Below are 19,438 nucleotides of genomic sequence, written 5' to 3'. Positions count from 1 at the left end.
TATATCAAACTGACAGTTTTGTTAACGCTTATGCGTAGTTCGGCGGATTGGTGGTTACAAAAAGCTTCGGGACCATCCGTGACTTAAGTTAGACTTTCAGGTCTTCGGCGCAAGGAATGAAGCCCTCAAATCCGCCGTGTGCCAGCAATCGCCCTTGTCCGCCTGCACGCCAATACAACTTGCGCCGGGCGGCCTGTAGTTCGCGACGGATGCGGAACCACAGTGGGCCTTTGTCCAACCCGCTATTGGTTTTCTGATCCTGCGACCGTTCGCTGACCTTGACGGTTTCGACAATCAGTTCCTGCTGTTTTGACCATATCATCTGCACGCCTACGGCCGGAAAACACTGATACATACTCCAGTCTGGACGCGGAATTGAAATGAAATCATCTAGATGATCCGAGTATTGTTCAGACCACGAAAGCAATTTACGGCAGGCTGCTTGCGTCAAAATATAAGCCGCCGCACTAGGGGCCATTTCCAACATCGGTCGTACTGGCACATCCGCAATCGTCTCAAGTGCCCCAAATCGCATAGAACGTGGCGAATAATCCAGCTTGATCAGGTCGAACCCTGATCCATCCCCCAGCAACGCCGCGATACACGCGCCAGCTTGAGCTGACATTTCAACATCATCCTCAAAGATCGCGACTGCATTCAACCCTTGATCCACCGCAACCTGCCAAATAGAGCGATGGCTTTCAAAACAGGCAATTTCGCTCTGCTTCAAACCCCAACGGGTGCCGGTTCCCGGAACGTAACCATTTCCATCCAGCGCCCCGGGTTGCTGACCATCCACTGCACTGAACTGACGGGCACCGACCAACCCTGTTGCGGTGAACTGACCCTCCATGAACGCGGCCCGCTCGGGCACCCGGTCCAGGTTGATAAAGTAGGCACCTGTTCCCGGCGGCAGCTCATAATGTCCCACGGCGCATCCTTTCAAACACTGTCGTCAGATACACACCGCAGAAGCGGACAATCAACCCCGCCACAGCGTGACCACGTGAAGTTCTGATGCCTACGTGAGGCAAGAAGGGCTGACCGCCCTTCTTGCCGATCCATTTAAGCGCTGATCGTGTTGTGCTCGGGACCATATGGGAAGCCGGTGATATTTTCCGCACCAGTTTCCTCGACGACCAGAATGTCATGCTCGCGATACCCACCCGCGCCTTTCTGGCCTTCGGGAATCCACAACATTGGCTCGATGGACACGACCATGCCCGGTTCAAGCACCGTGTCGATGTCTTCGCGCAACTCTAGCCCGGCCTCACGGCCGTAGTAATGGCTGAGAATGCCGAAGGAATGGCCGTAACCGAATGAGCGGTATTGCAGCAGACCTTCGTCAGCAAAGAACCTGTTGATCTCTTCACAGATGCCGGAACAGGTTGCGCCGGGTTTGATCAGGCTCAGGCCCAGTTCATGCGCGGCGACATTGGCCTTCCAGATGCGCAGGCTTTCGGCGTCGGGTTCTCCCAGAAACAACGTCCGTTCTAACGCGGTGTAGTAGCCTGAGATCATTGGGAACGTGTTCAGTGACAGGATATCGCCGTTCTGCAGGGCACGCTTCGTGACCGGGTTATGAGCCCCATCGGTGTTCAAACCCGACTGGAACCATACCCATGTATCGCGGTACTCGGCTTCCGGATAAGCCCGCGCGATCTCAGCCTCCATCGCGTCACGCCCAGCCATGGCGATCTCAATCTCAGTGGCACCTTCGCGGATCGCAGCGTGAATGGCCGCGCCACCGACGTCAGCCGTACGGGCGCCACCCTTGATCAGGTCGATCTCTTCGGCTGATTTCACCATGCGTGCCGCCATCGTGTCGGGTGCGATATCCACCAGTTCTGGCCCGCCTAGCATGTCCAACGCCGTATCGCGCATAGCCAGCGTCATGTGATCACCCTCGATACCAATCCGGCCGGCCGAACCAATCAGGCTGGCCACAGCGCGCCAATAGTTGTTCCGCTGCCAATCGGTGTAAATCACATTCTCTTCGACCGAGCGCCGCCACGGCTGGCCCGCGTCGATATTCGCCGAAACCGTCGTGCAGCTGTCCTGCGTCACGACGCAACCGTATGGGCGGCCAAAGGCGCAATACAGAAAGCCCGAGTAATAGGCGATATTGTGCATCGACGTCAGCAGCACCGCGGGGATGTCACGCGCCGCCATCGTCGCACGCAATTTGGCCAGACGCCGCGTGTACTCGGCCTCACTGAAGGGCAACGGTGCTTTGTCACCATTGTGGCTGGTGAAAAACTCTGGGCGATTAGTCAGGTCAGTCATATGGTCTCTCCTAATGCCGGACAGGCACCGCCCGGCCACAAGCCCCGGCGTTCAGGACAAGCGGCCTCGGGAACCGAGAGCCATGCACCCCGTGTATCGTCACGACGCCATCGTGACCGGAGTGCATGGTGAAATCGCTAAATCAGCTTTCGAGTCGCGTCAACCCGGGCTGAGGCCCCGTAGTCGCTCAGACCGACGTCGCAGTAGTTCGACCGTGGTCAGCAACGCGATCGAGATCACAACGAGAATGGTCGCAACCGCCAGAATGGTCGGGCTAATCTGTTCACGCAAACCAGTGAACATCTGCCAAGGCAGCGTCTTTTGGCTTGCCGATCCGACAAACAGAACCACAACAACTTCGTCAAACGAGGTGATAAAGGCGAACAACCCGCCCGAGATTACGCCCGGCAGGATCAGCGGCATCTGGATCTTGAAAAACGTCCGCACCGGCCCAGCCCCCATATTCGCAGCGGCCCGCGTCAGCGACCGGTCAAACCCGACCAACGTCGCGGTCACCGTAATGATAACGAACGGAATGCCCAGAACCGCGTGGGCAAGAACAACTTTGATGTAACCGACAAAGTTCTTGTCCATGCCCAACGTGCCTTCCATGAATCGGCCGATGTCGCTGTAGAAAAAGAACATACCCGTGGCCGAGATGATCAGCGGCACAATCATGGGCGAGATCAGGATGCCCATGATGGCCCGGCGACCTGGCACATGCGATTGGCTAAGGCCGATGGCGGCCAACGTTCCCAGCGAAACCGAAATGACGGTCGCGATTGGCGCGATGATCAGCGAGTTCTTGAAGCTGCGCTGCCATTCATTATTGGTGAAGAAGTCACGGTAGTGCTTCAGCGAATACCCTTCGGGGTCCAGGCGCAGCATCTCAGGGGTGAATGTGAAAAAGTCCTGTGCGTTGAACGACAGAGGCAGAACCACAAGGATGGGTGTGATCAGGAACACAAAGATAGCGCCGCAGATCACCCGAAACAGGTAGTGTCCGAACACCTGTTGGCCCGTTAGATAGGGCAACAGTTTTTGTCGGTAGCGCCCTTCGTAAAGCCAGAAGATAAAAAAGGCAAAGAACCAACCGGCCAGTAAACCAACAATCAGTCCCGTGAATCCGGCAAAGAAGAAACCGATCACGCCCAGCCCCAGAATGGTGATCCAGCGCGCGACGCCTTCGTTATCAAGCACTGTGATGTAAACCCAGGCCAGTCCTGCCATCAGCGCGGCCCCGATCAGGATGCCCAGCAGGACACTGCCCTGCCCGGCCCCGACGAACATGCCCAGGAAACCTCCGGCGGCGGCAACTGTGGGCAGAACCATCGACAACGGTTTGCGGGATATTGGTGTAAGTGCTGCCATGATCTTTATCCCAGTTTCACGTTATCGATGCCGACGATTTTGTCGTAGCACCAGTACAGAAGCAGAACGACCGCCAGCAGGATCGTTCCCAGCGCCGCAGCCAGCCCCCAATTCAGCGAGGACGAGATGTGGTACGCAATCCGGTTCGAGATGAAGACACCTTTGGTGCCGCCCACGATTTCGGGCGTGATGTAGTAGCCGATGGCCAGAATGAATACGAGGATCGAGCCAGCGCCGATACCCGGTATGGATTGCGGGAAGTAGATCCGCCAGAACGTCGTCCAGTTCGTGGCCCCCATCGACTTGGCAGCACGAGTGTAGGATGGCGGGATCGTCTGCATCACCGAATACATTGGCAGGATCATGAACGGCAGCAGGATATGCGTCATCGCAACGATCGTACCGATCTGGTTGTTGATAATCACCAGTCGCGCGTCATCCGCGACCAACCCAAGCCAAACCAGCGTTTCGTTAATTACACCTTGCTGTTGCAGCATCACTTTCCACGCCGATGTCCGCACCAGTAGCGAGGTCCAGAAGGGCAACAGCACCAGGATCATCAGCAGGTTTGAAACGCGCATTGGAAGGTTCGCCAGCAGATATGAGACCGGATAGGCCAACAGAATGCACGACCCGGTGATGATCAGGGACATGAACAACGTTCGACCGAACAGCTTTACAAGAATCTGCTTTTCTTCCGGCTGCGCAGCTACACCATCAGGCGTGAGCCTCAGATCAACCGCAGCAAGGAAATAGCCGGGGGTCACGTTGCGGGAATGGGTCTTGATCACGCGCCAGTTTTCGACGTCTCCCCACCCTTTTTCAGCATCAATGAGCTTTTCCTTGAACGGCGCGTCCGCCACGGGGTCCCATTTCCTGATCTTTCGACCGGTTTTACGGAACAGGGACGAGATGCCCGGCTCTTCGTAGTTCAGCCGAGACCCCAACCGTGTGTGTTTCTTTTCAGCGACCGCAATGATCATGTCATTGACAAAGGCGTCATAGACGGCCTCGTCCGGCAGTTCGCCGCTTTTTTCATCCCAGCTCTCCAACGCCACAACCGTCAGAGGCAGCGTTTTTTCAACGATGCCGTTTTCCACCGAACGGAACAGCATCGATGCGATTGGAATTATGAATGAGAACAGAACGAACAGAAGAAGGGGCGCAATCAATAACAGAGCGCGCAGCTTTTGCCGTCGTAGTGAACGTGCCAGAGATTGCTTGAGCGGCGTTCCATCCGCGGCCAGCATCGGTCCTGCGTTTTGGCTTGCGTCAGTCATCAGTGCCCCTTGAATTTATCGGGCCAAGGGGCAGCGAACCGCCCCCTGACTGGTTTTTGAACTCAAATGGTTACTGCGACAGCCATGCCTGGAACCGTGCGTCCAGATCATCACGGTAGTCAGCCCACCATTCGTAGTTGTTCACAAAGGTGTTCTGAGCGTTGCTGGGATCAGTCGGCATATGGGGGGCCATGTCGATACCCAGTTCAGCATGTTGACCTACCAGAGGCGCCGAAGACGCACGGGCCGGGCCGTATGAGATATAAGCGGCCTGATCAGCCAAACGCTGAGTGTCCGATGCGAATTTGATGTAGTCCAACGCCCGCGCCTCGCGCTCCGGGGTCAGACCGGCCGGGATTGCGAAACCGTCCAGATCGAACATCTGCCAGTCCCATGCCATGCCGACAGGCTGATCCTGCTCGGCAATCATCGAGAACAGGCGACCATTATAGGTAGAACCCATGAAGATTTCGCCATCAGCCAGCAATTGCACTGGTTCGGCAGCCGCGGACCACCAGATTGTCTGGTCTTTGATCGTGTCCAGTTTCGCCAGAGCACGCTCGACACCTTCTTCGGTTTCCAGTGTGTCATAAACGTCTTCGTAGGCCACGCCATCGCACAGTAGTGCCCATTCCATGTTGGCGATCGGGCGCTTGTTCAGTGCGCGCTTACCAGGATATTTCTCAAGATCGAATACATCGCATGCGCCAGTTGGGGGTTCCACGCCTTCCGGAACCATGTCCGTGCGATAACCGAAGGTTGTCGAGAAGACGATCAGGGGAATGTAGCAGGGCGAAACCAGCTGATCCCCGAAATCTTCGGTAGCCGGAGTGCCGTCAGGCGCCGCCGCCAGATGCTCATCAGGATTGATCTCGATGATCAGGCCTTCGTCGCAGGCGCGGATATTGTCTGCCGCTTCAAGGTCGACAACGTCCCACGTGACGTTGCCCGCCTCGTTCATGGCGCGCAGCTTGGCAACGCCCTCGGGCGAGCTGTCGTCATTCAGAATGGTGACACCTGTCTTTTCCGTATAGGGCTCGTGATACGCTTTTAGCTGCGATTTGGAGTACGCGCCGCCCCACGAGACGATCGTCATCTCTTCGGCCATAGCACCGCCAGCAATTGCGGCAACCGCACCCGCCAGTAGAGTGGTTTTGGTAACTTTCATTGTTAACTCCCTGTTGTTCCCGTTAATTTTAGCTTTTCAGGTCGGGCCACGGGACGCCCGATTACCTGATATCCCCCACGTCCGGGCGGAGCGTGTGGGTATTTCCCTGCTCAGGCGTCAAGCGCCCTGCAGTCATGGGCTAGCCAGCCGATTTCAACCTCTTGGCCCGGCTGCAGTTTCACCGCATCCGGTGCATTCCGGGTTTTGATGATGAAATCGTCGTTCCCCGCCACAGACAGGCGGAAACGGAACACGTCACCCATATAGATGAACTCTTTGACCGTAGCTTTCAGCGTATGCGCATCTGCGTGTAGGCGGTCTTTGTTGAACTCGACCCGTTCCGGACGGATGGAAACTTTGGTCCGATCTCCCGGGTTGTGGACATTCACAGGTTTGGCATCGATCTCGGATCCGTCATCCAGCGCCACCACGCAGGAGTCGCCGTCGATTGATTTAATAACACCTTCCAAGGTGTTGTTTTCACCAATAAACTGCGCAACGAAACTATTTTCGGGTTCTTCATAGAGAAGATCAGGTGGGGCTAATTGTTGAATGCGCCCATCGTCAAACACTGCGACCCGGTCCGACATCGTCAACGCTTCGGTCTGGTCGTGTGTCACGTAGACGGTGGTAATCCCCAGCTCATGCGCCAGTCGGGTGATTTCAAACTGCATATGCTCGCGCAGTTGTTTGTCTAGCGCCCCCAGTGGTTCATCCATCAACACAAGTTCAGGTTCGAACACCAGCGCCCGCGCCAATGCGATCCGCTGCTGCTGACCACCTGAAAGCTGCGCGGGGCGGCGGCTACCAAAGGCCCCCATCTGCACCATATCCAGTGCGCGTTTGACCTTTTCCTCGCGCTGATCCTTGCCCATCTTCCGCACTTCCAGCGGAAACGACAGGTTTTCAGCCACTGTCATATGGGGAAACAGAGCATAGTTCTGGAACACCATCCCAATACCACGCTTGTGCGGGGGGATGTTGTTGATCGGTTTTCCGTCCAACATGATCTCGCCATGGGTAGCAGTTTCAAACCCTGCCAACATCATCAGACAAGTTGTCTTGCCGGACCCCGACGGGCCCAACATTGTCAGAAACTCACCTTTTGGCAATGAGAGGTTTAGATCTTTTACAACGAGTATTTCACCATCATAAGATTTTTGGACACGTTGAAACTCGACGAACGCAGCGTCATTGGACATATACCGACTTGGCTCCCTGTGCGGTCTGTTGCTTGCCCGGTTTATCCGGATCTCAAAGACCATTGGGGACATTTAAGGACATGCAGGGCGCGCCACGCAACCTAATTTTTTAGGCAGGGTGACTATTTTAATTCCGACCAGTCCGTCATCCGACCGAGTTCAGTTCCCGCATATGCCAGGCAAGGCTTTGATTGCTGGACAAAACTGGCTTTCCAAGGCGTTCCTGTATCTCGGGTATAGCATCAAAAGTTCTTAGATTCGTGCAGCTTAGAAAAACAGCTTCAACCAATGGATCAGCCCCTAGTTTAAGCGCAGCATCCACCACAGAGCGTTTCGAAATTCGTACGACCTTTGATTCTTCAGCTTCACCGAACGAACCGAAAACATCCATCGAAACCCCGTTTTCTGCGAATGCTCGGCGCAGTGGTTCGTTCACTTCTTCGATATAGGGCGACAGCAGCGCGAGTTTTGAAACACCCAAATGCATTGCACAGACCGATGCGGCACGCAGAGGATTGGTGACCACGGCGGTATTGCACGTCTTTTGCACCATCCGCTCGACCTTCTCTGAGCCTATGACCGAACTGGCGGACGTGCATCCGTAGCCGACTACTTTGTAAGGGCGAATTTTCGGCAACAGATCCGCTGCGGCGGGCAGAGCAGTCTCCATTTCCGCCAGAGTATCCGTTGTCACCTCGGCCCCGCTTGGAATCCGCGAGACATAGATCGGACAGGTACGATCCGCGAAATAGGCGTTGAACTCGGGCTCGATAGTCTCGTCGGTTTGCAGAACAATCAGACCCATTGGCGGAGCTTTAGGATCGTCCTCGTCCAGCGTGTACGGAAGATAACTCATATCTGTGGCAACTCCGGTCCGATCCTAGGGCTTATAAAGCGTGGCATCCCTTCGGTGATGACGATATTTTCTTCATGAACCAATATATTATCGCCTATAGCTATTCCCGGTTCTAGCGTCAGGACCATACCGGGTTCCAGCACCGTGTGATCCGTCGGGATCAGAGACGGCCACTCCGTCAGTGACATCCCAAGGCCATGCCCCAATCGTCCTGCACCGGTGTCCTCGCTGTTTCGGGACAGGATGGCGTTCATGACCTGGAATAGCTCAGCCGCCGTTGCGCCCGGACGTGCAGCTTCGAACGCAACATCCGACGCTTCGATCAGAGTGGCATAGGCATCACGCACCTGCTGCGTGGCTTGCCCCACCGACCAGTTGCGGTCGTAATCGCAGAAATATCCGTCCCACACCAATCCTGTGTCCAGCATCAGAACATCGCCCGGCACCAACGCAGTTGGGCAGGCCGGAGAGATCACGTCGGTGTACCCGCCCTGCTCGGCCCCGCCCGCAAGGTATGGGACCCAGTCCGCGCCTTCCTCAAGGCACAGCATCTGAAACCGTCGAAACACCTCGTCCAGGGCGACACCTTCACCCGCGATCTCGGGCACGCGCTGAAAGGCCCTACCGCCGATTGCGCAAGCGTTTTCGATCTTGGCGATCTCAGCCTCGGATTTCACCATACGCAGCGCGCGGAGTATTCCAGCGTCACCACTCAGACGCCGGGCATCCAACCTCTCCTGCAACCTGTGAAGATCGGTCAATGGCATGCGAACATGGGTTTCGTGCCCATCCGGCAGACCGATCACCGCATCCGTCGGGCAAATTTCGCACAGAGTATCGGCCAGCAGACTGACACCGTCGTCGGTCAAGTCCGGAGCGCTCCAAGTGCGTATGTCTTCGACCCAGGTCGTCGCCATCAAGGCCGCGCCGATCGAAGGGATAACAGCGATAGGTTTGCCGGTTACAGGAACAATCAGAAACCATGGGCGCGTCGGGCTTTCCCAAAAGCGGGTCAAGTACCCAGTGAAATAGCGAATCTCAGGTTCTGTAGTCAGCAACAGCGCCGACAGACCCGCCTGCGCCATTCGTTGTTGCGCGCGTTCGGTCCGCGACTGGAACTCAGAAGGTACAAACCCCCTCATTCCGCGATCTCTGAGATTATGCACAGCACACGGGCATCTGGCCCGATGCCCAAACCCTTGCGTGCATCCTCGTTCATGACAGCGGCAACCCCTGCTCCGCCAGACGCTGTCGTGGCGATGCCCGCTTTAGCCATGGCTGGCAGATGTTCGGTCACTTGGTCGTCGGTCAGGGTCAAGAAACTGTCGGCATCCCGGGCCAGCCCGTTCAAGGCTATCAAAGACGGTTCTTTGCAGTCGAGACGTCCCATCACGCTGTCAGGGCCATCGGCGAACACGCAAGCTCCTGCCTCAATACTGGCCTGCAAGGCTGGGGCCGCCTCGGGTTCGACGACGATGATCTGCGGTTCCTGCCCCCATGCCGCCCTCGCATAAGCGGCGGCTGCTCCGGCCAAACCACCGACACCCGCCTGCAGCATGATATGGGTCGGCACCTGAGGACATTGGCGCACTGCTTCGGCGGCCATCTGCAGATACCCTTCCATCAGAGTATGCGGCAACTCATAGTACCCCTCCCACGAACTGTCAGAGAGAAGTATCCAGCCGTTATCCTGCGCCGCTTTGCTGGCGGCCTCCATGCTGGCGGCGTAATCAGCACCCTCACGCACAACATCCGCTCCTTGCGCACGCAGACGTTCAGCAAAGTTCTCAGGTACGGTACCCGCAATGTAGACGACGGAATTGGCTCCGAAACGGCTCGCACCGGACGCAACGCTTAGGCCGTGATTGCCTGCGCTGGCGGTAACATAAGTACGGCCCGCCAGTGTGGAGGTATCCGGGTTTTCAGCGATATCCGCTGCATGGCGCGCGATGACATAGGCCGCTCCCAGCGCTTTGAACGATCCCAGCCCCATCCGACCGCGCTCATCCTTCACCCACAGGTGGGCAACGTCGGTCAATCCTGTCACTTCGGTCAGAGGCGTTTCTTTGTCCGACAGACAGCGGGCGATCAATTCCGACGCGCGCGCGACATTGGTCGAAGGATACGGCGCGGCCTCGATCAGTTTCTGGCCGCCGCGATGAGGGTTGGATGTGATTTTCAATTGAGCGTCTTTCCTGAGTTGCCCATTGACGTGATCGGATTCGTCCAGTTCTGTCAACAAAACTCGGTCACCACAGGAGCGTCCAATGGCCCATGCCAACCCGGCCTTCAGCCAAGCTGAATACGACCGCCGACTGATAAAAACACGTGCTGCTATGGCAGCAGTTGGTTTGGACGCTTTGTTTATCGAAGATCCGTCCAACATGGCGTGGCTGACGGGGTATGAGGGGTGGTCGTTCTACGTGCATCAGGGCGTTCTGGTTCTGCATGATCAGGAGCCCATTTGGTGGGGCCGCAATCAGGACGCCAACGGCGCGCTCCGCACAGTCTGGATGAAAAATGACCGAGTTCGCGGCTACGCGGACCACTTCGTGCAATCCACCGTTCGCCATCCGATGCAGGACCTCGCAACATTGATCCGGGATTGTGGTCTGGCTGCGGATCGGATCGGCGTCGAACTGGATAACTACTATTACTCGGCCAAGGCTCATCTGACCTTGGTGGCCGAACTGCCGCAGGCTGATTTGGTCGACGCAAATGGGCTGGTGAACTGGCAACGCGCGGTGAAATCAGATGAAGAGATCACGCTGATGCGCAAGGCTGCGCGCATCACAGAACATGTCATCGATGGCGTGATTGACCGGATCGAGCCCGGTCTGCGTAAGAACGAAATGGTTGCGCAAGTTTATCACGATGCGATCTCGGGCGTGGATGACGATTGGGGGGATTATGCCGCCATAGTACCTCTGCTGCCTTCGGGCTCGGATGCAGCCGCGCCGCATCTGACATGGGACGGCGCGCCTTTCAGAACCGGTGAGTGTACGTTCTTTGAACTGTCCGGCTGCTATCGCCGCTATCACACTCCGTTCTGCAGGTCGGTTTTTCTGGGCCAACCGCCTGACCACATGTTGCGGGCCGAGGCGGCATTGGTCGAAGGTCTTGAGGCCGGGTTGGACGTCGCCCGCGCGGGCAATCAGGCCCGCGATATTGCGCTGGCCCTAGCCGCCCCCCTGGAACGCGTCGGGATTGAACGCGGTGCGCGATGTGGTTATCCGATCGGCCTCAGCTATCCGCCGGATTGGGGCGAGCGCACGATCTCACTGCGGCCCGAAGATGAGACCGTTTTGGAACCCGGCATGACCTTCCACTTCATGCCCGGCCTCTGGATGGACGACTGGGGGCTTGAGATTACCGAATCCATCCTGATCACTGAAACCGGACCTGCCGAATGCTTTTGCAACCGGCCCCGAAAACTGTTTGTAAAGCCATGACCCTGCCAAGAACCACGGAAATCCTTGCTGACCTGATTGCCTTTGAAACGGTTTCTGCCGTCAGTAATCTCGAGATCATCCGCTATCTGACCGAACGCCTTGAGGCTTTGGGCGCGCGCTGTATCGAAACGCGGGATGCGTCCGGGAATAAGGCCAACGTCTTTGCCACACTCGGGCCGGGTATGGCGGGCGGCATTCTGCTGTCAGGTCATACGGACGTGGTGCCCGTGGCCGACCAGGACTGGACCACGAATCCGTTTGAAATGACCGAACGGGATGGCAAACTTTATGGTCGCGGCACCTGTGATATGAAGGGGTTTATCGCCGCCGCGCTGGCATTTGCTGAGACACTGGACGCTAGCAAACTGACCCAACCGTTGCATTTCGCCTTTACCTATGACGAAGAAACCGGCTGTCTGGGCGCGCAGAACCTTGTCAACGATCTGTCCGAACGAGGCATCGTGCCAGACATTGCCGTCATCGGTGAACCGACTGAGATGCGTGTGATCGAAGGGCACAAGGGTTGCTTTGAATACACCACCAGCTTCGTCGGGCTCGAAGGACACAGCTCGGCCCCTGATGATGGTGTAAATGCGGCTGAATACGCTGCGCGATACATCGGCAAGCTACTGGAACTGCGGCATATCCTGAAATCACGCGCACCGAAGGGTAGCCCGTTTGAGCCGCCCTGGACCACGGTCAATGTCGGACGCATCTCGGGCGGAGTCGCCCATAACGTCATCGCCAGCAAAGCGGAAGTCGCGTGGGAAATGCGCCCAGTGCAATCCAGCGACGCCGAATTGGTCAGAAACACTCTGTCGGATTACGTCAAGCACAGTTTGCTGCCCGAAATGCAGGCCGTCCACCCCGATGCCAGCATCACGCAAGAAGCGGTGGCCGAAGTCGAAGGGCTTGAACCCATGGACGAAAATGCCGCGCGTGAGCTTGTGGCCGAACTAACCGGTGCCAATGGCACCGGCGTCGTTGCCTTCGCCACCGAAGCCGGTCTATTTCAGCAACTGGGCGTACACGCCATTGTCTGTGGGCCAGGCTCGATCACGCAAGCGCACAAAGCTGACGAGTATGTCGAAATCGAACAGCTTGACCTGTGCTGCCGGATGCTGAACCGTCTGGGCCGCCGCCTGATTGCTTAACCGGCACCGTGCGTGCGGTCATAGGCCGAGCGCGCGGGTTGCACATGCGCGGCGCGCGCAACTCCACCCGGATCATAAACCTCCATCACGAGCGGATAGCAGGCAGCTGCGTCCGAGGAATGCTCCGACGAACAGTCGCCTCCGGGACAGGCCGAAAGACCGACAATCAGGTCGATCTCAGCGAAGAACTCAAGATAGTCGCCGGGACGCACCGGGCTGGCCTTCATGAAGTACTGCCCGGTGTCGCGGGTGAACCCGGTGCACATGAACACGTTCAAAACGTCATGCACCAGCGTCTCGGCCTCGTGCAACGGCAGGTCGCAATGGCTGGCAAGCGCACGGGTCAGGTTGGAATGGCAGCAATAGTGGTAATCGTCGCCGGACAACAACCGCCCTGTATAAGGATCGCAGCGCGTGCCGATCACGTCATGAACCGAACCACCAAACGCATCGAACCCGTACCAATCCAGCGTGTCATCGACAACGGTCGCCATCGGGCGCATGTTGGGAAAGCTCGACCACATGCGGTCCCCGGTCGACAGGTGTGTACCATGCAACGCGCGGGTTTTGCCGGAATAGAAGCGCTCGGACAGGTCGTGCTTGTTCCACATGTTCAGATCGCCGACCTGCGGACCATCAACAGACAAGACCCGAACGAACGCCCCGGCGGGTACATCGATACAGGTCGCATCACGTGGGGCAGCGATAGCCTCGGCCGTCTTGCTGGCCCCCTGCCGCAGCTTAGACAACGCGGTCAGGTCGGGTTGCGTAAGTGTCTCGGGCGGGTAGCAAATGACCGGTTGGATAGCCTTCCGGTCATCTGCATCTGTTGGTGCTGCGAAGTTCGGGTTTTCCAGTTTCATCAACGCTCTCCCCATGCTTTTGCACAGGCTTAGCGCATAATGAACGGGTTCGCCATCGGCTCTTGCGCGGTGTTGATCCAGGTTGTTTTGGTTCGGGTATAGTCCAGTATCGACTCGACCCCGGCCTCGCGCCCATAGCCCGATTGGTTAAACCCGCCAAAGGGTGCAATCGGAGAAATCGCTCGGTATGTATTCACCCAGCAAATCCCCGCCCTGATCCGTTTCGATACCCGATGCGCCCGCGCCAGGTTCTGCGTAAACACTCCGGAACCCAGCCCATAGGGCGTGCTGTTCGCAAGCGCGATCGCCTCCTCCTCGGTGTCAAAGGGCAGCAGAGACATCACCGGCCCGAACATTTCGACCTTCAGCGTTTCCGTATCGGCCGAAGCACACACAACCAGCGTTGGTTTCATATAGTTCCCTGATCGATCCGCAGTTTCACCGCCAAAATGGATCGTCGCCCCCTGCCCGCGCGCTTTGGCTAGCGTTTCCTCGATCCGCCGCACCTGCGCCGCGGTACACAATGGCCCCACATGCGTTTCCGCCTGCAGCGGGTCACCCAATCGGATACCACTGGCCTTCTGTTCAATTCGTTCGATCAGCGGTTCCAGAATGGATCGATGCACCAGCCCCCGTGTTCCTGCTACGCAGCTCTGCCCCGAAGCGCCAAAATTCCCGGCGATCAAGCCATTGGCTGCGCCGTCCAGATCGGCATCTTCAAACACCAGAATTGGCGATTTGCCCCCCAGTTCCAACGAAGTGACGGCAAAGTTTTCGGCCGAGTTGCGCACCACATGCCGCGCTGTCTCTGGCCCGCCGGTAAAGGCGATCCGGTCGATATCCGGGTGACGGGTCAGTGGAATGGCGCAGTTTTCGGCGTCGCCCGTGATGACCGAGACGACGCCGGGTGGAAACCCCGCTTGTTCGATCATCCGCGCAAACTCCAGCATTGGCGCAGGCGCAATTTCCGAGGCTTTAAGAACAACCGAGCATCCCGCCGCCAAAGCCGGACCCAGCTTTGTCGCGGTCAAAAACATTTGCGCGTTCCACGGCACGATGGCCGCGACAACTCCAATGGGTTCGCGAGTTGTAAAGACGTGCATATCGGGCTTGTCGATGGGCAGCACCGTGCCTTCGACCTTATCCGCCAGACCTGCGAAATAGCGGTAGTAGTCCGCAACATAACCCGTTTGTGCCGAGGTTTCGGCCAGCAGCTTGCCGCTGTCCGTTGTCTCCAACTCTCCCAACTTAGGCGCATGTTCAGCCACCAGATCGGCCAGCCGGTACAACAGCTTGCCACGCGCGGTCTGCGTCATATCCCGCCACGCCGGATCGTCCAGAACGCGTTTGGCAGCCGCAACAGCGCGATCGACATCCCCGGCCGAGGCGCAAGCGAACGTGGCCCATCCCTGCCCGGTCGCGGGGTTCTCTGATGTCATGACCTGAGCGTCTGATCCTTCGGACCACTCGCCATCAATGAACAGTTGAAAATGCGGAAGATTTCCCATGGTGGTCCTCACTGAAAAGCTGGCATGACGTCGTCGATGAACCGCGCCAGAGAGGCGCGTTTGCGTCCGTTGGTCATGCCGCTATCGACCCAGAACGAAAATTCATCATAACCCAGATCCTCATATCGTTTGATCCGGTCAATCACCTGCTGTGTGGTTCCAACGGTCAGATCGCGGCCCAGCTTATCGGTGGTATACATCGGGTTGGCGTCCATTTCGGCCTGCGTGAGCGGCTCGATCAAACCCTGTTGGACCGGACGTTTATTCAGGAACCAGGCACCGAAATAATTGTAGTAGCGCCGCAAATCCCGAACGCCCTGCGCCACGTCGTCGTCATCCTTGCCGACATAGGTGTGATGCAGCAACATAATCTTGGGACGCGGCCCGGCATAGCTGTCACAGGCATCGTTGAAGCGGCCCATCAGCGTTTCGATTTCCTCCATCCCCTGCCACAGCGGCGTGACCTGAATGTTGAACCCGTTGTGGACGCCGAACTCGTGGCTGTTCGGATCACGAGCCGCGATCCATATTGGCGGGCCGCCGTCCTGCAGCGGCTTCGGAGCCGAGGTCGTGGCGGGGAAGGAATAAAACTCGCCCTCATGCGCGCAATCGCCCTGCCAGATTTGCGGCAATAGCGGCGTGGATTCCCGCATCCTTTGACCGGCCTCCCACGCGTCCATCCCGGGCATCAAACGTTCGTATTCAAAGGAATAGGCCCCGCGCGCAATGCCCAGTTCGATCCGGCCCTTGGTGATCTGATCCGCCGCCGCAGCCTCACCGGCCAGTTTGATCGGATGCCAGAACGGCGCGATCACCGTCCCGGTACCAAGGCGCACATTCTTCGTGTGATGCGCCAGATCGACCAGAGACAGGAATGGGTTCGGCGCAATGGTAAACTCCATGCCATGATGCTCGCCCGTCCAAACCGCGCGCATGCCACCCTCATCAGCCATTTTTACCAGATCAACGAATTCGTCATACAGAACGTCATGCGGCTGATCCGGCGTCAGGCGTTCCATATGGGCAAACAGCGAAAACTCCATCAATCGGCTCCTTTAACGAAAGCTGTGAATGTCGCCGCGTTGGGCGTCGCCCAGATACAGGGCAAAATCCCCGGTCTGAGCCTCGCGTGCAAAGCGGGTCATCATGTGGTGAATGCCTTGAGTGGCGTATGTCAGATTGGGCAGGTCCGCGACCGCAACCCACTGGGTATTCGCCGATGTGGGGGCCTGATCTGCTGATGCCAGGAAGAACGTGTACTGCAGCTTGGTCTCGGCGTCGTTGAACGACGAATAGACCTGTTCGATCCGCGCGTGGATACCGCACTCCGACAGCCCCTGCTCCAACCTGTTCCTTTGGCCCCCGGCCTCAGCACCCGAAACCTGAACCGGGCGGAACGCATCGCCGTTGCGTTCAAGAAGCACTTGGTCGCCAGCAGTAATAATTGCGCCGCAAACCGTTGGAACTTTGGCGTCCATTTCGGCTTCAAGACCCAGACTGAAATACGACCCCCCGACATAGCCCAAACCGTCACCCGCAACGTGCGAGAAATCCAGCACCCGACCTATTAGGATAGTGTGATCGCCTGCGGGAATGGCCTGATGGGTTTCGCAACAGAACTGCACCAAAGCGCCTTCCACCAACGGCAAGTCATGCACGCCTTTACGATGGGGAACTTTCGCGAACCGGTCGCCTTTGTACCCTGCGAAAGTGTTCGAAACTTCTTGCTGACCTTCTGCCAGGATATTGACGGCAAAATGTCGACAGCCAGCGAACACCTCATAGCTGGACAGGAACTTGCCCGGGCACACCAACAACAATGGCGGGTCAAGTGATACAGAGGAAAACGAATTGGCCGTGAACCCAACCGGCGCGCCCGCCGCATCGCGAGCGGTCACCACCGTCACGCCGGTCATGAAACTGCCAAAGGCATCGCGCAGGGCGCGTGGGTCCAGTGTTGTCATGTCAGGCACTCCTGAACGAAGGGCAACAAGACGGCGTTGACCTCTGCGTCATGGGTCATCGGCATCATATGAGCCGCATCAGGTATGATCTCTGCGCGCCCCTTTGGTGCAATGCTGGCCATCTGGCGCGACATATTGGGGGTCGAGTTCGGCTCATCCGCGCCGGTTACAAACAAAGCTGGACATGTGATCCCGGCCAGGTGCTCCTCGGTCGGACCGTCGCTTTTGGCAAAGACCGTATAGGCCGCTTTATAAGCGCGAGGATCGACCTCTTGCAGCCATTGCGCGCAGGCCTCGCGTTCCGCCGATGTATCATCTGCAAACCATCGTTGCAGAGTGATCGAGGCGTCATTCGGCTGCTGCTCATCCAGCGCATGGGCCCGCGACAATACCGCTTGCCTGGCTGAATCAGACCGCTGGTAAATGGCGTTCAGGGCCGCAACACCTTTGACATTGCGATTGCCCGAGGCCGCAATATGCGTTGCGATCAGCGCGCCCATCGAATGCCCGATGAGTACTGCTGGCTCGCTCAGCAACTCAACAATCGGCGCGGCATAGCTCTCCAGCCCGTTTGGTGCGGCAAACGCCGTTTTCCCATGCCCCAACATATCCGGGCTAACGACCCGATATCCTGCTGCAACCAGCGCCTCAATCTGCCCGCCCCACGCCTCGGCCCGCAGTCCGACGCCGTGCAACAGCACGACCAGAGGTCCCTCGCCCACGTCAATCGCGGCGAGGTCGCCGAACTTAGACCGAGGCCGGGTTGTCCACGTCATGACCCAAATCCTTCAAGTCCTGATAGCGATCCCCAATCCGGTGATGCGGCCGCCCCGAAGTGGCCCCACCCAGCACAATCACAACCTCATCAGCGCGCGGTGCGTCGGGAATGGCGAATTGCAGCGTCAGATAATGTGACCGGCGACCGGCATCGTTCTTATCCATCAAAGGCACCATGATCGGTGCGTTGGCTGGCCCACGGGTATTGGTGAAGGACAGATAGGATTTCGCCCCAACGGCCTGCCGGAAATGATTACCGAAATGCAGCGTGTGGATCAGGCCCGAGGCATGCTCGACCTCTCCGTCCAACCCCACCACGGCAGCCTTGCCATAGGCTTCGATTGCATCGCCGCTGCCAGCCAGCGCAATCATTCGTCCGGTCAGTTCCTCACCCAGAACGGGGGCAAAGCTCAGAATCTCAGGCCGCAGATCTTCGACATAACGTCCGGCCCATGGGTTATGGACCACGGCCGCCACGGCAAACATCCGCCATGGGCGATCTGCCTTGCGAAACCCTTCGACCAGAACTTCTTCATCGTAGGTCACGAATTTTCGAATATTTGGCTGCACAAACGCCCCCTGTGATTGGTTGGCAAACTATCCTCGGCCAGGGGCTGCTTTGACAAACGAAAGAACTTTGGTCTTAGGTATTAATGACTCTAATATGTAGGTTACAAATGCCCAAAACCCTACCCCCGCTCACGTGGTTCAGATCGTTTGAAGCGGCCGCCCGACGGCTAAGTTCCACCGCAGCCGCTGACGAGATCGGCCTGACGCAATCCGCTGTCAGCCAACAGATCAGATCGCTGGAAACGCGGTTGGGTGTGGTGCTGTTTCACCGCCACGCGCGTGGCTTGTCACTGACCGACGAGGGCCGCAAGCTGCTGCCACAGGTCGAGGCCGCGTTGGAGATGCTGCACTCGGCCGCGTCACCGTATCTGGCCGATGAACGCGCGCGTCACCTGACTGTTGCGGCGTCGGTCAGCGTGCTGGAATGGGTGATATCCCCCGCGTTGCCGCAATTCCGGTCGCGAAACCCGGACACATCCGTGCGCTTTGTCAGCACGATCTGGCCGGATGAATACTCGGCCTCTCGCGCGGATATCGAAATTCGGTTCGGGTCTGTAAAACAAGTCGGCAGGGACGCCACCGAACTGCTGCCCAACGACCTGATCGCGGTGAAATCACCCCGTTTGGACGGAGACCTAACTGACCTGCCTTTGATTGAAGCAGTCGGCACATCTGGCAATTGGTCCTCTTGGTCCGAGGCAACCGGCCACACGATCCCAACGCCGACCTTCTACGTGGATTCTTACGGCCTCGCCTTGCAACTCGCCACAAACGGAAACGGAGTTGCGCTGGTCAATGCTCTGGTCGCGGAACACGCGTTGAACACCGGTCAGGTCATACGTGCCACCGAATCGACAGCCCCGGCAACCGAAGGGTATTTTCTGGCGGTCCAACGGCGCTCGCCCGAGGTGGATGCATTTGTGGAATGGTTTTCGCACATTCTCCCAGAACAAGTCGCATTTAACGTCTGATTCAGACAAGTCGATG

The 19,438-nt window shown here is 57.7% G+C and carries 18 protein-coding genes; 3 read left to right on the top strand and 15 right to left on the bottom strand.

Features of this window, described 5'->3' with window-relative positions:
• Positions 1-88 precede the first annotated feature (88 nt).
• The 9 genes from ACR0DT_RS00865 to ACR0DT_RS00825 all read right to left on the bottom strand — a co-directional run bounded on the left by ACR0DT_RS00865 (position 89) and on the right by ACR0DT_RS00825 (position 10,345).
• Positions 89-931 carry a glycosyltransferase family 25 protein gene (locus ACR0DT_RS00865; protein WP_480708932.1) on the bottom strand — a complete coding sequence of 281 codons (843 nt, stop codon included), beginning with the start codon at positions 929-931 and terminating at the stop codon, positions 89-91.
• 134 nt (positions 932-1,065) lie between these two features.
• Entirely contained in the window at positions 1,066-2,286 is a 1,221-nt protein-coding gene (locus ACR0DT_RS00860) for an aminopeptidase P family protein (RefSeq protein WP_480708931.1), read from the bottom strand.
• A 159-nt stretch (positions 2,287-2,445) separates the two neighbouring features.
• Positions 2,446-3,657, bottom strand: coding sequence for an ABC transporter permease (locus ACR0DT_RS00855; protein ID WP_480708930.1), 1,212 nt, complete (start codon positions 3,655-3,657; stop codon positions 2,446-2,448).
• 5 nt (positions 3,658-3,662) lie between these two features.
• A complete protein-coding gene (locus tag ACR0DT_RS00850) occupies positions 3,663-4,937 on the bottom strand; it encodes an ABC transporter permease (protein ID WP_480708929.1) in 1,275 nt (424 codons plus the stop codon).
• A 70-nt stretch (positions 4,938-5,007) separates the two neighbouring features.
• Positions 5,008-6,105, bottom strand: coding sequence for an ABC transporter substrate-binding protein (locus ACR0DT_RS00845; RefSeq protein WP_480708928.1), 1,098 nt, complete (start codon positions 6,103-6,105; stop codon positions 5,008-5,010).
• Between the two features lie 110 nt (positions 6,106-6,215).
• Entirely contained in the window at positions 6,216-7,307 is a 1,092-nt protein-coding gene (locus ACR0DT_RS00840) for an ABC transporter ATP-binding protein (RefSeq protein ID WP_366550915.1), read from the bottom strand.
• A 145-nt stretch (positions 7,308-7,452) separates the two neighbouring features.
• Positions 7,453-8,163, bottom strand: coding sequence for a maleate cis-trans isomerase family protein (locus tag ACR0DT_RS00835; protein WP_480708927.1), 711 nt, complete (start codon positions 8,161-8,163; stop codon positions 7,453-7,455).
• Complete coding sequence (locus tag ACR0DT_RS00830) at positions 8,160-9,305, bottom strand: M24 family metallopeptidase (protein WP_480708926.1); 1,146 nt, start codon at positions 9,303-9,305, stop codon at positions 8,160-8,162. The genes ACR0DT_RS00835 and ACR0DT_RS00830 overlap by 4 nt, the downstream gene beginning before the upstream one ends.
• Complete coding sequence (locus ACR0DT_RS00825; protein WP_480708925.1) at positions 9,302-10,345, bottom strand: pyridoxal-phosphate dependent enzyme; 1,044 nt, start codon at positions 10,343-10,345, stop codon at positions 9,302-9,304. Before ACR0DT_RS00825 ends, ACR0DT_RS00830 begins: the two co-directional genes overlap by 4 nt.
• Positions 10,346-10,430: 85 nt before the next feature.
• On the opposite strand from ACR0DT_RS00825, the gene ACR0DT_RS00820 reads away from it, so the two are divergent.
• The gene (locus ACR0DT_RS00820) at positions 10,431-11,615 is read left to right on the top strand and encodes a M24 family metallopeptidase (protein WP_480708924.1); all 1,185 of its coding nucleotides are present in this window, start codon (positions 10,431-10,433) and stop codon (positions 11,613-11,615) included.
• Entirely contained in the window at positions 11,573-12,769 is a 1,197-nt protein-coding gene (argE, locus tag ACR0DT_RS00815; protein WP_480708923.1) for an acetylornithine deacetylase, read from the top strand. The genes ACR0DT_RS00820 and argE overlap by 43 nt, the downstream gene beginning before the upstream one ends.
• On the opposite strand, the gene ACR0DT_RS00810 is transcribed toward argE, so the two are convergent.
• From ACR0DT_RS00810 to ACR0DT_RS00785, 6 genes are read right to left on the bottom strand one after another with little or no spacing between them, the layout of a single operon-like run.
• A complete protein-coding gene (locus tag ACR0DT_RS00810) occupies positions 12,766-13,632 on the bottom strand; it encodes an urea carboxylase-associated family protein (protein WP_480708922.1) in 867 nt (288 codons plus the stop codon). The genes argE and ACR0DT_RS00810 overlap by 4 nt on opposite strands.
• Positions 13,633-13,661: 29 nt before the next feature.
• Positions 13,662-15,140 carry an aldehyde dehydrogenase gene (locus ACR0DT_RS00805; RefSeq protein ID WP_480708921.1) on the bottom strand — a complete coding sequence of 493 codons (1,479 nt, stop codon included), beginning with the start codon at positions 15,138-15,140 and terminating at the stop codon, positions 13,662-13,664.
• A gap of 8 nt (positions 15,141-15,148) precedes the next feature.
• Positions 15,149-16,183: an LLM class flavin-dependent oxidoreductase gene (locus tag ACR0DT_RS00800; RefSeq protein WP_480708920.1), complete on the bottom strand. Its 1,035-nt coding sequence runs from the start codon at positions 16,181-16,183 to the stop codon at positions 15,149-15,151.
• Between the two features lie 12 nt (positions 16,184-16,195).
• Positions 16,196-17,104, bottom strand: a complete 909-nt coding sequence (locus tag ACR0DT_RS00795) for a flavin reductase family protein (RefSeq protein ID WP_480708919.1) — start codon at positions 17,102-17,104, stop codon at positions 16,196-16,198.
• The gene (locus ACR0DT_RS00790; RefSeq protein ID WP_480708918.1) at positions 17,101-17,880 is read right to left on the bottom strand and encodes an alpha/beta fold hydrolase; all 780 of its coding nucleotides are present in this window, start codon (positions 17,878-17,880) and stop codon (positions 17,101-17,103) included. Before ACR0DT_RS00790 ends, ACR0DT_RS00795 begins: the two co-directional genes overlap by 4 nt.
• Positions 17,852-18,451, bottom strand: coding sequence for an amino acid synthesis family protein (locus ACR0DT_RS00785; RefSeq protein ID WP_480708917.1), 600 nt, complete (start codon positions 18,449-18,451; stop codon positions 17,852-17,854). Before ACR0DT_RS00785 ends, ACR0DT_RS00790 begins: the two co-directional genes overlap by 29 nt.
• A 107-nt stretch (positions 18,452-18,558) precedes the next feature.
• Here ACR0DT_RS00785 and ACR0DT_RS00780 point away from each other — a divergent pair, with 107 nt between their 5' ends.
• A complete protein-coding gene (locus ACR0DT_RS00780; RefSeq protein WP_480708916.1) occupies positions 18,559-19,422 on the top strand; it encodes a LysR family transcriptional regulator in 864 nt (287 codons plus the stop codon).
• Positions 19,423-19,438: the final 16 nt, after the last annotated feature.

The organism is Ruegeria sp. BI11 (assembly GCF_056538005.1).
The sequence above is the reverse complement of the archived record's forward strand: the minus strand, read 5'-3'. Positions and strand labels throughout refer to the sequence as shown.